Source organism: Desertivibrio insolitus (assembly GCF_017355965.1).
Taxonomy (GTDB): Bacteria; Actinomycetota; Actinomycetes; order Actinomycetales; family Microbacteriaceae; genus JAFIQW01.
Window position 1 is genome coordinate 136,820 of record NZ_JAFIQW010000005.1, and the last position, 13,784, is coordinate 150,603.

A 13,784-nucleotide genomic window follows, 5' to 3' on the forward strand; every position below is an offset into this window, starting at 1 on the left:
ACGCGAGCCTCCTCGAGCTCGAGAGCGACTGGGACGTGCAGCTGATCGGTGCGGGCCTCACCGAGCGCACCACCGAGCAGTGGCGGGAGATCGTCGAACTCGCGATCGGCGACAAGAAGTCGACCCGCGCCAACCAGCGGATGATCGAGCAGACCGAGTGGCGCACGGCGAACGCAACGGATGCCGCGGCGCTGCGCGACCTCGTCGCACTCTGCGACGAGCCGCCCGTGATCTACTTCGCCCTGCCGCCCGCCGTCGCCGCGAAGGTGTGCGACGCGCTCGCCGACGTCGAGCTGCCGGAGGGCACTCGCTTCGCCATGGAGAAGCCGTTCGGCTCGAGCCTCGAGAGCGCGCGCGAGCTGAACCGCAAGGTGGCCTCGCTGCTGCCCGAGCGGCACGTGCACCGCATCGACCACTTCCTCGGCATGGCCACGGTGCTCAACGTGCTGGGCGTGCGCTTTGCCAACCGCCTGCTCGAGCCCGCGTGGAACAACGCCTCGGTCGAGCGGATCGACATCGTCTACGACGAGATCCTCGGCCTCGAGTCGCGCGGCGGCTACTACGACTCCTCGGGCGCGCTCCGCGACATGATCCAGAGCCACCTGCTCGAGGTGCTCGCGTTCGTCACGATGGACAACCCGCGCAAGGTGGAGGAGAGCGCCCTTCGCGACGCCGTCGAGAACGTCCTCCGCGTCACCCGGCCGTGGGAGGACGACCCGGCGGCGGCGAGCAGGCGCGCCCGCTACACCGCGGGGAGCATCGACGGGCGGGAGCTGCCCTCGTACGCGGACGAGCCCGGCGTCGACCCCGCCCGTGAGACCGAGACCCTGGCCGAACTGGTCGTCGAGATCGACAACGACCGCTGGCGCGGCGTGCCGATCCGGATGCGGTCGGGCAAGGCGCTGGCCGAGAAGCTCACCTACGTGCGCGTCACCTTCAAGCCGATCGAACGGCTCGAGGGCCTGACGGGGAAGCCGGACCCCGACCGCCTGACGCTCGAGCTCAAGTCGGGCGAGGTAAGGCTCGACCTGACGATGAACGGCGAAGGCGACCCGATGCAACTCGAGCAGCAGACGCTCGCCGTGAAGCAGGACCCCGGTCACCTCCTGCCCTACGGCGAGGTGCTGCGCGGCGTGCTGTCCGGAGACCCGCTGCTCTCCGTGCGGGGCGACATCGCCGAGGAGTGCTGGCGCATCGTCGAGCCGGTGCTCGCCGCATGGCAGAGCGGCGAGGTGCCGCTCGACGAGTACCCGGCGGGCTCGCGCGGCCCGGAGCACTGGGACGACTGACGCGCTGAACCGAGAAGCGCCGGACCGCCCTGTCCGGCGCTTCTTCTCTGCAAAGAATCGTTTGCAAAGGGATGGTTGCAAAGAAGCGTTTGCAAAGCTATCTTTGTGATCATGACGGAGCAGAGCACGACGCGCGGCGTCCGCAGGGTGGACAGCACGGGCCTCAAGGCCCTCGCCCATCCGCTGCGGGTCGCGATCGTCGACGCGCTCAGCACGTTCGGACCGCACACCGCGAGCGGCCTCGCCGAGCGCCTGGGGGAGTCGAGCGGCGCGACCAGCTACCACCTGCGTCAGCTTGAGAAGCACGACTTCGTGCGCGAAGTGGAGGGCCGGGGCAACTCCCGCGAGCGCTGGTGGGAGCGGGTGCCCGTCGCGCTCGAGGTCTACACCGGTGCCGAGGACGAGGTCAGTGAGGCCACCCGCACGGCCGGCCAGCTGATCAGCGAGCAGTGGGAGCGCAATCGCTCGCGGCTGCTCGCCGACTTCATCGAGCGCGGGCACGAGACGATCCCGCGCGACTGGCTCGACAGCTCGACGATCGAGACCGTCAACCTCCGCATCACGCGCGACGAACTTGAGCACCTGGTGGAGGCGTACAACCGCTTCCTGCAGGACAACGTGATCCCGCTGCTCGACCGGCCGGCCCCCGAGGGCAGCCGCGCGGTGCAGGTGCACTTCAACGCGTTCCCCGTGATCGACCCGATCGCGGACCGTCCCGAGCAGCCGAAGGCGAGGTGATTCACATGACCATGTCGACGTGCCCCGTCGAGGGGCAGCCGGTCATCAGGCCGACCGTCGTCGGCCGGGCGGCCATCCAGCTCGGCGAATCGCTCGCCGCCTGGGGCCGCGCGACCGCGGAGCGCCGCGCGCGCAGCCGCCGCACCGCTCCCGCCCCCTTCGAGCGTCCCGCGCTGTCCGCGCAGCACGAGCTGCTGCGCCAGCCCTGGATGCGCTGACCCACCGGCGGCCGCGGCGGAGACGTTCCTCCTCCGCCGCGCACCGGTGCCCCGTCGCCCACCGGGCGACGTTCCGGCGGCGTGCCGGAGCCTTTCGTGCAAGTGGGGCTCCGGTGCGCCGCCGTTCCCGTCTCGGACGTGCGGGTCTCGGTACGCCGCTGCGCGGCTACTCGGCTTCGATTCTCGACCGGTCGGAGGCGCCGTGGCCGCGGGGCGGCCGCTCAGTCCGTCGGCGGCGGGGTGATGACCGCGCGGTCCTGCACGGAGTCGTAGCGGATGACGGTGCCGTCGTCGAGCTCGACGATCGGTCGGCCCTCGAGCCAGGTCAGCGTCCACCGCCACGCGGAGGTGTCGAACCCCGCGACCTCGGCCTCGACCGTGCGCACGGCGTCGACGACGGCGGCGGGAAGTCTCGCCGGGGTGTCGCCTCCGACCGGCCAGCGCGTGCCCAGTTGCATCCGTCAGCCCTCCACCGGCGCGTCGGAGCGCGCCACCTCTTCGAGACCCAGCGCGGCGTACGCGGCGCTCGCCCGCTCCTGCGGGAAGCCGCACTCGTCGACCGGGGCGTAGACGGCGGTCGTCGTGCCGTCCGCGACGACCCAGACGATGAGCGGGTCGGCGGCGAGCTCGATGCACGCGCCGTCGGTGCGCACCTCGTTCGGCTCGGCGTACGCGGCGAGCAGCTCCTCCTGGCCGGAGACCACCCGGTTGGCGACCTGCAGCAGTCGCGGCTCGACCGGCTGCGCCGACTCGCCCTCGAGGGGCTGGTCGTCGCCGATGCCCGGCTCGATCGGCAGCACCTCGTTCGCGGTGCAGACGAAGATCTCGTCGACCACGAGTCCGGCGTCGAGGTGCACGGCCTCCTGCTGAGGGCACACCGCCGTGACCTCGGGCGCCGTGATCGGGGTGAGCGGCAGCGTCAGCGCGGGCTCCGCAAAGGCCGGCGCGCTCGGCGCGTCGCCCCCGGGCACCGCCTGGGCGCACCCCGTCAGCGCCACGAGCAGCGCGAGGGGAGCGGCCAGGCGGGGGAGTCTCATGCGCTCGGCGCCTCCTCGAGCTCGATCGCGGTGACGGCGACCTCGTCGCCCTCCTCGAACAGTAGCGCCGCGATGCGCCCGACGGCACGGAGGTCTCCCTCGGCGCGTCCAAGCAGCTCCACCGACGCCGCGGGGGCCGCGATCGTCGCGGTGCGCACCGGCGTCTTCTGCGAGGCCTTCGCGTCGGTCTTGGCCCGGCGGATGCCGATGAGCGCGCTGCTCACGAGCGGCAGCAGGCCAGAGGCATCCGTCGCCGGGAGCTCGTCGACGGTCGGCCACGCGGCGGTGTGCACGCTGCCCTCGTGGGTCCAGCTCCACACCTCCTCGGTCGCGAACGGCAGCACCGGGGCGAAGAGGCGCAGCAGCACGTCGATCGCGGCACGGAGGGTCAGCACCGCGGAGGCCTGCCCGTGCGGGTCGGCGCCGTCGGCACCGTACGCGCGCTCCTTCACGAGCTCGAGGTAGTCGTCGCAGAACGTCCAGAAGAACGTCTCGGTCGCCTCGAGGGCGCGGCCGTGGTCGTACTCCTCGTACGCGGTCGTCGCGGTCTCGATCACGCGCGCGAGCTCCGCCAGCAGGTCGAGGTCGAGCGCGTTCGTCACGCCCGCGGCATCCGCGGCCGGCTCGGGGAAGGAGTAGACGAACTTGGCGGCGTTGAGGATCTTGATCGCGAGGCGACGGCCGATCTTCACCTGCTTCGGGTTCTGCGCGTCGAGGGCCGCGTCGGAGCCGAGCTTGTTCGAGGCCGCCCAGTAGCGCACCGCGTCGGAGCCGTGCTCGTCGAGCATCGCGGCCGGGGTGACGACGTTGCCCTTCGACTTCGACATCTTCTTGCGGTCGGGGTCGACGACGAAGCCGGAGATGCCGGCGTTCCGCCACGGCGCGACGCCGTGCTCGAGCTGCGCGCGGAGCGCCGTCGAGAACAGCCAGGTGCGGATGATGTCGTGCCCCTGCGACCGCTGGTCGTACGGGAACACGGCCTCGAACAGCTCGGGGTCGCTCTCCCAGCCGCCCGCGATCTGCGGGGTCAGCGAGGAGGTCGCCCAGGTGTCGAGGATGTCGAGCTCGCCGACGAAGCCGCCGGGCACGCCGCGCTGCGACTCCTCGTAGCCCGCGGGCACGTGCGAGGAGGGATCGACCGGCAGCTCGGACTCGGCCGGGGTGAGCACCTCGCCGGGCACGATCTCGCCGTTCTCGTCGAGCGGGTACCAGACGGGGATCGGCACGCCGAAGAAGCGCTGGCGCGACACGAGCCAGTCGCCCGTGAGCCCCTCGATCCAGTTCTCGTAGCGCGTGCGCATGTAGTCGGGCACGAAGCGGATGTCGCGGCCGCGCGCGATGAGCTCGCCGCGGAGCTCCTCGTCGCGCGCGCCGTTGGCGATGTACCACTGCTTCGTCGAGACGATCTCGAGCGGGCGGTCGCCCTTCTCGAAGAACTTGACCGGGTGGCTGATCTTGCGGGGCTCGCCCACGAGGTCGCCCGACTCGCGGAGCAGCTCGACGACGCGCTGCTTCGCGCTGAAGACCGTCTTGCCCGCGAGCTCGGCGTAGACGGCGCGACCCTCCTCGGACTCGATCGCCTCCGGGGCGTCGGGGAGGATGCGGCCGTCGAAGCCGATCACGGCGCGCGTGGGCAGGTCGAGCTCGCGCCACCAGATCACGTCGGTGACGTCGCCGAAGGTGCAGATCATGGCGATGCCGGTGCCCTTGTCCTGCTGCGCGAGCCGGTGGGCGACGATCGGCACCTCGACGCCGAAGAGCGGGGTGCGCACGGTGGTGCCGAACAGCGGCTGGTAGCGCTCGTCGTCGGGGTGGGCGACGAGGGCGACGCACGCGGGGATGAGCTCCGGCCGGGTCGTCGCGATCTCGACCGAGCCCTGGCCGTCGGTGCGGGCGAACGTGATGTTGTGGAAGGCACCGGGCTGCTCGCGGTCCTCGAGCTCGGCCTGCGCGACGGCGGTGCGGAACGTCACGTCCCACAGGGTCGGGGCGTCGGACTGGTAGGCCTCGCCCCGCGCGAGGTTGCGCAGGAACGCCCGCTGTGCGGCGCGCTGCGCCTCGTCGCCGATGGTGCGGTAGGTCAGCGACCAGTCGACGGAGAGGCCGAGCTGGCGCCAGACGTCCTCGAACTGCTTCTCGTCCTCGACCGTCAGCTTCTCGCAGAGCCCGATGAAGTTGCGCCGGCTGATCGGCTTCTGGTCGGCGGCCTTCGTCGACTTGTTGTCGCCGCCCTCGAACGGCGGGGTGAAGTCGGGGTCGTACGGCACGGTCGGGTCGCAGCGGACGCCGTAGTAGTTCTGCACCCGGCGCTCGGTCGGCAGGCCGTTGTCGTCCCAGCCCATCGGGTAGAACAGGCGCTTGCCTCGCATCCGCTGGTAGCGCGCGGCGAGGTCCATCTGCGTGTAGCTGTAGACGTGCCCGATGTGCAGGCTGCCGGATGCCGTGGGCGGCGGGGTGTCGATCGAGTAGACGTTCTCGCGGGTGGCGCCCTCGCGCTCGAACCGGTAGACGCCGCCGGTCTCCCAGGTCTCACCCCACTTGGCTTCGAGTCCTTCGAGGGCGGGCTTGTCGGGGATGTGCATGCTCATGCCGGCGCTACTACCTTCGATCGCTATGTGCGGCACCGCGTCATGGGGTGCCTGAGTGTGGAAGCTCGGTGGCAATCGTACCGGGGCGTGCCCCGGCGGGCGGGCGTCAGTCGGTGCCGCTGATGGTGATGACGCGCGAGCTCGTCGAGCCGTCGGCGGCCGTCGCGACGAGCGTGTACTGCTGCGTCGGCGCGGGGCACGGGTACTCCACGGGGTCGGGGAAGTCGCCGGAGTCGCCGTCGTTCGGCAGCCCGTCGTAGAGGGGCTCGCGCTCCTCGCCCTGCACGATCCACTGGCCCTCGTAGAACGCGACCGAGTCGGCGCCCTGGGTCGACCACGACAGCTCGATCGCGAGGTCGTCGGAGGTGCAGTCGATGCTCTCGTCGAACGGCATCGACACGATCGCGACAGAGGAGCCGCCGCGCTGCACGCCGCCCTGCGGGTCGGACGCGCTGCCGGCGGTGAGCACCGGGCGCTGGAACGCGCCGCCGAAGACGAGGGCGAGCACGACGCCGATGCCGGCGAGCAGCGCGAGTCCGCCGATGATCGAGCCGATGAGCACGTGCCGCGACGGCTGGTCGGTCTCGGGTGGCAGCGCCTGCTCGTCGACGCGGTGCACGGGCACCGCGGTGGGCGGCAGCGCGATCGGAGTCGTCGCGTCGAAGCGGCGGTCGTCGACGCCGCGCGTCTCGGGGGCGTCCTCGTCGCCGTCGACGAGATGCGCGAAGCGATCGTCGCGTTCGCTCATCGGGCGGACCTCCTCGTCGTGATCCCTGCCAGGCTATCGACTCACGACGACAGCTCGCCGTCGTGCCGCTCGCCGAGCATCCGGCGCGCGGCCTGCCGCACGATCGCGCTGTACGTCGGATAGGCGTAGGGCACGCGCGAGAGGTCGGCCACGGTCATCCCGCCGCTCATCGCAGTGACGACGAGGTGCACGACATCCGCCGCGTTCTCGCCGACGACGTGGGCGCCGAGCACGCGCTCGGCCGACTCGTCGGCGACGAGCGTGAGGAACCCCTCGGCGCGGTCGTCGAGCACGGCCCGGTCGAGCCGGTCGTAGGGCACCGTGACGGTGCGGTGCCGGATGCCCTGCGCGTCGAGGTCCGCGGAGGTCGGACCCACCCCGGCGTAGTCCGGGTCGGTGAACCCGCCCGCGGGCACGAGGCGCGAGCGGTCGTGTTCGCGCCCGGTCACGGCGAGCGTCGCGGTCGCCTCGCCCTCTTCCTCGGCGATCTGGACGAGCATGTCGGTGCCGTCCGCGTCGCCGACGACGAAGATGTGCGGCTGGTTCGTGCGGCCCTGGGCGTCGGCCGCGAGCCATCCGCGGTTCAGCTCGAGCCCGGCCGCCTGGGGGTCGAGGTGCTCGAGGTTGGCGGGCCACCCCGTAGCCATGACGACGAGGTCGGCGGTCGCGCTGCGCTCCTCGCCGCCGAGCCGGAAGTGCACCGTCGTGCCGTTCTCGCCGCGCTCGAACCGGTCGACGCCGTCGATGGCCGGGTGCACGGCGATGCCGTGCCGCTCGAACGCGGCCTGCACGGCCGCCGAGATCGAGGCGTCGGAGGCGGGGAGGATGCGCGGGGCCGCGTCGAGGAGCGTGACCTCGCTGCCGAGCGAGCTGAAGACGGTGGCGAGCTGTGCGCCGGTGTTGCCGGCGCCGACGATCGCGACGCGGGTGGGCAGCTCCGGCACGTCGAGCACGTGCTCCGGCACGACCGTGTGCTCGATGCCGGGGATCGGCAGCACCCGGGAGTGGCCGCCGACCGCGACGATGATCGTCGAGGCCGACAGGCGCCGGCCCGACTCGAGCTCGACCGTGGTGGCGTCGACGAAGCGGGCGGCACCGTCGATCACGAGCTCGACGCCCGCGTCGGCGAAGAGCCCCGCGGGGTACTTCACCTCCCGCACGCGCTCGACCGTGTCGCGCACGCGCCCGACGAGCGCGGGCCAGTCGATGCGGCGCACCGTGTCGACGACGCCGATGCGCCGCGCGAGCTCCGCGTCGCGGAGCAGCCGGGCGGTGCGGGCGAAGACGCGGGTCGGCACGCAGCCCGTGTTGAGGCAGGTGCCGCCGATCCGCGACGCCTCGACGAGCGTGACGCGGGCGCCGAGCCGGGCGGCGGTCAGGGCGGCGGAGGTCCCTCCGGGACCGCCGCCGATCACGAGGACGTCGGACGGGGTGTTCTCAGGCACGGCCTCATCCTCCGGGCCGGCGCTGGGAGAAGGCGGCGTACTGCTGCAGAGCACGCCGCCTCCTCGCGTCAGACCTCGTCCGCCTCCTGCGGCAGACGGCTCGCGGCCCAGGCGCCCGCGAGCGTGATCGCGCTCATCACCGCGAGCACGATGCCGGGGTGCCACCAGGCGAAGTCGGTCGCCGCGCCGATCGAGCCGGTCACGAGCGGGACGAAGCCCGAGATGACGGCCGCGAGGCTGTAGGTGAAGCCGAGCGCCGTGTAGCGGTAGCGGCTCGGGAACAAGTCGTTCAGCGTGCCGCCGAGGGCCGCCCAGCTGAGCGTGGGCAGGATGCCGCCGATGATCATCGTGCCGACGAGGATCGGGAACGTCGCCGACTGCAGCAGGAAGTACATCGGGAAGGTCACGAGCAGCGTGCCCGCGGCGCCCCACGCGACGACCTTGGCCGAGCCGACGCGCGCGGCGAGCGCCCCGAACGCGGGGATCGTGACGAGCTGCAGCAGGCCGCCGATCGTGGTGGCGACGAGCAGCTGGCCGTAGTCGAACCCGAGCACCGCGGTGCCGTAGTTGATCGTGTACGTGTTCATCAGCGAGTACGAGCCGATGCCGAGCAGCGCGGTCGCGACGCCGACGCCGACCGCGACCGGGTGCTCGCGCAGCACCGCCGCGAAGGGCACCTTGACGCGCTTGCCCTCGGCGACGACCGCGTTGAACTGCGGCGTCTCGTCGATCGACCAGCGCAGGTACAGCGAGACCAGCAGCAGCGGGATCGCCGTGAGGAACGGGATCCGCCAGCCCCACGAGGCGAGGTCCTCGGGCGTCATGACCGCGGTGAGCAGGATGAACAGGGCGGCGGAGAGGATCGAGCCGACGGGCGAACCGAGCTGGGGGAGGGCGGCGTAGAACGCGCGCTCCCGTCCCTTCGAGTGCTCGGTCGCGAGCAGGATCGCCCCGCCCCACTCGCCGCCGACCGAGAGGCCCTGCAGGAGCCTCAGCAGCACGAGCAGCACGGCCCCGAGCCATCCGCTGGTCTCGTAGCCGGGCAGCAGGCCGATGGCACCGGTCGCGATGCCCATGAGCAGGATCGTGTAGAGCAGCGTCTTGCGGCGGCCGATGTGGTCGCCGAGGTGCCCGAACAGGATCGCGCCGACGGGGCGGATCACGAACGCGACGCCGATGGTCGCGAAGGCGGCGAGGGTCTCGCCCACGTCGCCGAGCGGCCCGAAGAAGAGGGGCCCCGCGAAGAACGCGGCGAAGTAGGCGAACACGTAGAAGTCGTACGACTCGAGAGCCGTTCCGACGAATGATGCCCACACGACTCGACGAGTCGGGCGGACCGAGCGGACGGGGGCGTCCTTGAGCGTGGTTGGCGCTTCGCCACGCGGAGTATCAGTCACGTCCACCGAGCGTACGGTCCGCCCGCCCCGCGCGCTGATGAGGGACCTCTCATATACCCCGCCCCTGGTGGTAGGGCCCCGACATACTGAGGGCATGACGGAGCGCCAGCGCCTGCCCCGGTGGTCGGTGCGCTCGCGGATCCTCGCCTCGATCCTCGCCGTCACCGCGCTCGGCATGCTCGTCGCGGGCGGCACCGCCTACCTGGTCGCGCGCGACCGGGCGCTGGCCGACGTCGACGCCCGGCTCGAGACGCGCGTGAACGCGGCCCGCTTCGTCGTGACGGGGGAGGGGGCCGCGGATGTCTCGGCGCCCGCCCCGCCCGGCTACGCGACGGCCGCCGAGGCGCTCGAGGCCGTGCTCGCGCGCGTCATCCCGGGCACGAACGAGAGCTCCGTCGGCATCGTGGACGGGCGGGCGCAGTTCATCCCGGGCGTCGCGCTGCCGTTCACCCTCGACTCCGACCGCGCGTTCCTCGACCGGGTGGTCGGAGAGGCGACCGACGACCGGCCTCGGATCGGCACGATGCTCGGACCCTCCGGCGCGCTGCGCTACGTCTCGGTGCCGATCGTGCTCGAGGGCAGCAGCCAGCAGGCGCTCTACGTGACCGCGATCGACCTCGATGCCCAGCTCGACCAGGTGAACGCGGCGTTCGCGCTCTTCACCGTCGTCGCGCTCGTCTCCCTCGTCGTCATCGGACTCGTCGGCTGGTTCGTCGCCGGGCGGCTGCTCCGCCCCATCCGTCAGCTGCGCGCCGCCGCGTCGCGGATCACGGCGACCGACCGCAAGGAGCGCATCCCCGTCGAGGGGCGCGACGACGTCTCGGAGCTGACGCGCACCGTCAACGACATGCTCGACCGGCTCGACGACGCGCTCGAGTCGCAGCGGCAGCTGCTCGACGACGTGCGCCACGAGCTGCGCACGCCTCTCACGATCGTGCGGGGGCACCTCGAACTGCTCGATCCCGCCGACCCGCGGGACGTCGAGCAGACCCGCGCGATCGCGATCGACGAGCTCGACCGCATGTCGGGCCTCGTCGACGGCATCGAGTCGCTCGCCGTCTCCGAGCGGGAGCTGCTCGACCTCGCCCCGCTCGACGTCGGCGAGCTCACCCGCAGCGTGCACGCCAAGGCGGCCGTGCTGCCGGGGCACGCGTGGGAGCTCGGGCCCGTGGCATCCGGCACCCTGCAGGCCGACGGGGAGAAGCTGACGCAGGCGTGGCTGCAGCTCGTCGACAACGCCGCGAAGTACGCCCCCGAGGGCACCCCCGTCGAACTCGGCAGCTACGTCTCCGGGCCGGAGGTCGTGCTGTACGTGAGCGACCGCGGTCCCGGGGTGCCGGTCGAGGCGCAGGGCCGGATCTTCGAGCGCTTCGGGCGGGTCGAGCAGAGCCGCGGGGTGCGCGGGTCGGGCCTCGGCCTGTCGATCGTGCGCGCCATCGCCGAGGGGCACGGCGGCCGGGTCGGGCTCGACAGCTCGCCAGGGGGTTCGACGTTCTCCATCGTGCTTCCGCTAGGACTGTCGACGTGACGAGCATCCTGATCGCCGAGGACGAGGAGCGAATCTCCGGCTTCGTCGAGAAGGGGCTCCGCGCCGCGGGCTTCTCGACGACCGTCGTGCGCACGGGCGACGACGCGCTCGCGCACGCCCAGTCGGGCGGGCACGACCTCGTGCTGCTCGACGTCGGGCTGCCCGGGATGGACGGCTTCGAGGTGCTGAGGCGCGTGCGGCAGTACGACCAGGCGCTGCCGGTGATCATGCTGACCGCCCGCACCGGGCTCGCCGACACCGTCGCGGGCCTCGAGGGCGGGGCCAACGACTACATCCCCAAGCCGTTCCGCTTCGACGAGCTGCTCGCCCGGGTGCGGGTGCGCCTGCGCGACTCGGCCGGGGCCGGGGCGGCTGCCGCGCCGGCGGAGCTGCGGCACGGCGACCTCAGCCTCGACATCCGCACCCGCCGGGCGACGGTCGCGGGCACCGTCGTCGATCTCTCGGCGAGGGAGTTCGCGCTCGCCGAGGAGTTCCTGCGCCACCCAGAGCAGGTGCTCAGCCGCGAGCAGCTGCTCAGCCGGGTGTGGGGCTACGACTTCGACCCGGGCTCCAACGTGGTCGACGTGTACGTGCGCTATCTGCGCAGCAAGCTCGGCGCCGACCGCATCGAGACGGTGCGGGGGATGGGGTACCGGCTCGTCTGAGTCTCCTGCACATGACGAAGCCCCGGCCATGTGACCGGGGCTTCGGGAGGGTCGCGGGTCAGTCGTTGTCAGACGCGGAGGCGGGCGTCGCCGGGGTGACGGGCGTGGCCGGGGTCGCGGGCGTGACCGGGGTCGCCGGCGTGCTCGCCGTCGCGGGGGTGTTCGGCGTGGCCGGGGTGTTCGGCGTCGACGGGGTGCTCGCCGTGGCCGGCGTGTTCGGGGTCGCCGGGGTCGCCCCCGACCCGTCGGTCGCCGAGGGGGCCGGGCTCGGGGTGGCCGACTCGCCGCCGCGGTCGTCCGCGACCGAGACCGAGCTGAGGGCCGTGCCGCGGGTGTCGGTGAGCTCGAGAGCGCTCGCCGTGGCGACCGCGCCGCCCGAGACGAGCCCGACGCCGAGCACCGAGGCCGCTCCGACGATGGTCCACTTCTTGCCGTTCATGATGGTTCCTCTCCGACTGGTCGTCCCCGCTCCTGCGGGCGATGGATCCAGCTTCGACAGCGCCGATGAGACGACCGGGAGCCGGAGGTGAGAGCCCTCTAATCCAGGGGCAGCAGGCTGCCCGCGATCGCGAGCGCCTGCTCGACCGTCACGGTGCCCGCGAGGGCGTGGGCGAGTACGTGCGTCGCGGCGACGGCTCGCACCCGCCCGGCGAAGCCCGGGTCGTCCGCGCGCTGCCAGCGCTCCCGGAACCGGGCTGCGAGCATCCGGCACGCGTCGGCCGAGGCGTCGTCGCGGAGGCCCTCGTGGTGGTGCGCGGTGACCACGAGATGCGCCCAGAGCGCGCCCGCGTCGTCCGCCCGGTCGCCGACGCCCGCGGTGTCGATGTCGAGCACGCCGACGATGAGGTGCGGCGTCGTCGGGTCGACGAAGAGCTGGGAGAGGTGCAGGTCGCCGTGGATGGTCGCCGGCACGGCGGTCGGCAGCGTGCGGCGGTACGTGTCGGCGATGAGCCCGCACATGACGATGACGTCGGTCGCGTTCGCGGGGGAGAGCTGCTGCAGGCGCGTGCGGTACCAATCGAGCCGGCTGACGAGCGAGGCGCGGGCGGCCTTGGCGGAGGGCACGCGCGCGATCGCCTCGGTGAGCGCCGAGACGGCCTCGACAAAACCCTCGTCGAGGCGGCGCACCACCGTGAGCGCCTCGACCCCGGGCAGCTCCCGGATGGCGACCAGCCCCTCGGGAGCGAACGCGACGGCCTTCGGCGCCGGGATGCCGGCGGCGCGCCAGGCGGCGTGCGCGGCGTGGATGCCCTGCGCGAGATCGGGGCGCACGACCTTGAGATAGAGCACGTCGTCGGCGGTCGTCGCCCGAACGACGGCGCGCTTGCCGGGGCGGTACGAGACGACCTCCAGGCCGAGTTCTTTCGCGGGCACGCCCATCCGCTCGAGCAGCACCGCGGCGGCATCCGGGAACACGGCGGCCTTCAGCACCGGCAGCGCGGGATCGTTCGGGTAAAGCCAGACGGCGACGCGGTCGCCCGTCTCGTCGACGAGCGTGAGCACGCCGTCGCGCTCGTGCTCGTCGGGGTGGGTCTCGACGTAGATCGTGAGCGTGCGGCGGGCGTTCCCCGCGTCGGTGACGTCGAGCTCGTAGCCCGTCGCGAAGCCGCGCGACGTCGCCTCGGTCGCGACGCGGCGGCTGCCGAGCACCGTCAGCTCGAGCGCGTCGCCGACGGCGCGGAGAACGTCGGCGTGACCCGCGTCAGTTGTCGTCGTCATCGTCGTCCTCGCCGTCGTCGTCGCTGCGGTCGTCGTCGCTGTCGTCGTCGTCGTCGCTGTCGTCGTTATCGTCGACGTCGGCGGGCGGCTGGGGGGCGACCGTCTCCGGTGACGGCGCGACCGGCGCGGGGGTCGGCGGCACGGTGGGTTCCGCGCTCGCGGTGGGCGCCGGGGTCGCCGTGCCGACGACGGGTTCGACGCCCGCGAGGGGCTCGGAGCCCTGCCGCGGGGCGAGCAGCGCGACGGCGGCGACGACGAGGCCCGCACACGCGAGCACGACGATCGCGGCGATCACACCTCGCACCATGCGCCCATCATGCCGTGCCCCGCTCCGCCGCGGGATGGAACGGCTGACGGGCATCCGCCTCTGACGGTAATATCGCGGGTGCGACGATCCGGCCATCACCGGGGA

General features: G+C 72.5%; 14 protein-coding genes. 5 read left to right on the forward strand and 9 right to left on the reverse strand.

Annotated elements, in window-relative coordinates:
- The 3 genes from JUB10_RS12790 to JUB10_RS12800 all read left to right on the forward strand — a co-directional run.
- Positions 1–1,289: glucose-6-phosphate dehydrogenase (locus tag JUB10_RS12790; RefSeq protein ID WP_207457304.1), on the forward strand; the 1,289-nt coding region annotated here is incomplete at its 5' end.
- 111 nt (positions 1,290–1,400) lie between these two features.
- On the forward strand, positions 1,401–2,027 hold the full coding sequence (locus JUB10_RS12795; RefSeq protein ID WP_207457305.1) for a helix-turn-helix domain-containing protein: 627 nt from the start codon (positions 1,401–1,403) through the stop codon (positions 2,025–2,027).
- A 5-nt stretch (positions 2,028–2,032) separates the two neighbouring features.
- Positions 2,033–2,245, forward strand: a complete 213-nt coding sequence (locus JUB10_RS12800; protein WP_207457306.1) for a hypothetical protein — start codon at positions 2,033–2,035, stop codon at positions 2,243–2,245.
- 221 nt (positions 2,246–2,466) lie between these two features.
- On the opposite strand, the gene JUB10_RS12805 is transcribed toward JUB10_RS12800, so the two are convergent.
- The 6 genes from JUB10_RS12805 to JUB10_RS12830 all read right to left on the reverse strand — a co-directional run bounded on the left by JUB10_RS12805 (position 2,467) and on the right by JUB10_RS12830 (position 9,379).
- Entirely contained in the window at positions 2,467–2,703 is a 237-nt protein-coding gene (locus tag JUB10_RS12805; RefSeq protein WP_207457307.1) for a hypothetical protein, read from the reverse strand.
- A 3-nt stretch (positions 2,704–2,706) separates the two neighbouring features.
- A complete protein-coding gene (locus JUB10_RS12810; protein ID WP_207457308.1) occupies positions 2,707–3,282 on the reverse strand; it encodes a hypothetical protein in 576 nt (191 codons plus the stop codon).
- Complete coding sequence (valS, locus tag JUB10_RS12815) at positions 3,279–5,870, reverse strand: valine--tRNA ligase (RefSeq protein ID WP_207457309.1); 2,592 nt, start codon at positions 5,868–5,870, stop codon at positions 3,279–3,281. The genes JUB10_RS12810 and valS overlap by 4 nt, the downstream gene beginning before the upstream one ends.
- Positions 5,871–5,976: 106 nt before the next feature.
- A complete protein-coding gene (locus tag JUB10_RS12820) occupies positions 5,977–6,618 on the reverse strand; it encodes a hypothetical protein (protein ID WP_207457310.1) in 642 nt (213 codons plus the stop codon).
- A gap of 41 nt (positions 6,619–6,659) precedes the next feature.
- On the reverse strand, positions 6,660–8,063 hold the full coding sequence (locus JUB10_RS14945; RefSeq protein ID WP_307859223.1) for a dihydrolipoyl dehydrogenase family protein: 1,404 nt from the start codon (positions 8,061–8,063) through the stop codon (positions 6,660–6,662).
- 68 nt (positions 8,064–8,131) lie between these two features.
- Positions 8,132–9,379, reverse strand: coding sequence for an MFS transporter (locus tag JUB10_RS12830; RefSeq protein ID WP_307859224.1), 1,248 nt, complete (start codon positions 9,377–9,379; stop codon positions 8,132–8,134).
- Between the two features lie 175 nt (positions 9,380–9,554).
- Between JUB10_RS12830 and JUB10_RS12835 the strand changes: the two genes are divergently transcribed.
- Positions 9,555–10,988, forward strand: a complete 1,434-nt coding sequence (locus JUB10_RS12835) for a sensor histidine kinase (protein ID WP_207457313.1) — start codon at positions 9,555–9,557, stop codon at positions 10,986–10,988.
- Positions 10,985–11,653 carry a response regulator transcription factor gene (locus JUB10_RS12840; RefSeq protein WP_207457314.1) on the forward strand — a complete coding sequence of 223 codons (669 nt, stop codon included), beginning with the start codon at positions 10,985–10,987 and terminating at the stop codon, positions 11,651–11,653. The genes JUB10_RS12835 and JUB10_RS12840 overlap by 4 nt, the downstream gene beginning before the upstream one ends.
- Before the next feature lie 58 nt (positions 11,654–11,711).
- Here the strand turns inward: JUB10_RS12840 and JUB10_RS12845 are convergent, their stop codons facing one another.
- The 3 genes from JUB10_RS12845 to JUB10_RS12855 all read right to left on the reverse strand — a co-directional run bounded on the left by JUB10_RS12845 (position 11,712) and on the right by JUB10_RS12855 (position 13,679).
- Positions 11,712–12,092: a hypothetical protein gene (locus JUB10_RS12845; RefSeq protein WP_207457316.1), complete on the reverse strand. Its 381-nt coding sequence runs from the start codon at positions 12,090–12,092 to the stop codon at positions 11,712–11,714.
- Between the two features lie 98 nt (positions 12,093–12,190).
- Positions 12,191–13,372, reverse strand: coding sequence for a phosphotransferase family protein (locus JUB10_RS12850; RefSeq protein WP_207457318.1), 1,182 nt, complete (start codon positions 13,370–13,372; stop codon positions 12,191–12,193).
- Complete coding sequence (locus JUB10_RS12855; RefSeq protein ID WP_207457385.1) at positions 13,356–13,679, reverse strand: hypothetical protein; 324 nt, start codon at positions 13,677–13,679, stop codon at positions 13,356–13,358. Before JUB10_RS12855 ends, JUB10_RS12850 begins: the two co-directional genes overlap by 17 nt.
- Positions 13,680–13,784: the final 105 nt, after the last annotated feature.

What these genes read in the sequence shown, in the direction of transcription:
- JUB10_RS12795 (WP_207457305.1), top strand. Translation starts at nt 1,401, where the DNA reads ATGACGGAGCAGAGCACGACGCGCGGCGTCCGCAGGGTGGACAGCACG.
- JUB10_RS12800 (WP_207457306.1), top strand. Translation starts at nt 2,033, where the DNA reads ATGACCATGTCGACGTGCCCCGTCGAGGGGCAGCCGGTCATCAGGCCG.
- JUB10_RS12805 (WP_207457307.1), bottom strand. Translation starts at nt 2,703, where the DNA reads ATGCAACTGGGCACGCGCTGGCCGGTCGGAGGCGACACCCCGGCGAGA.
- JUB10_RS12810 (WP_207457308.1), bottom strand. Translation starts at nt 3,282, where the DNA reads ATGAGACTCCCCCGCCTGGCCGCTCCCCTCGCGCTGCTCGTGGCGCTG.
- valS (WP_207457309.1), bottom strand. Translation starts at nt 5,870, where the DNA reads ATGAGCATGCACATCCCCGACAAGCCCGCCCTCGAAGGACTCGAAGCC.
- JUB10_RS12820 (WP_207457310.1), bottom strand. Translation starts at nt 6,618, where the DNA reads ATGAGCGAACGCGACGATCGCTTCGCGCATCTCGTCGACGGCGACGAG.
- JUB10_RS12835 (WP_207457313.1), top strand. Translation starts at nt 9,555, where the DNA reads ATGACGGAGCGCCAGCGCCTGCCCCGGTGGTCGGTGCGCTCGCGGATC.
- JUB10_RS12845 (WP_207457316.1), bottom strand. Translation starts at nt 12,092, where the DNA reads ATGAACGGCAAGAAGTGGACCATCGTCGGAGCGGCCTCGGTGCTCGGC.
- JUB10_RS12850 (WP_207457318.1), bottom strand. Translation starts at nt 13,372, where the DNA reads ATGACGACGACAACTGACGCGGGTCACGCCGACGTTCTCCGCGCCGTC.
- JUB10_RS12855 (WP_207457385.1), bottom strand. Translation starts at nt 13,679, where the DNA reads ATGGTGCGAGGTGTGATCGCCGCGATCGTCGTGCTCGCGTGTGCGGGC.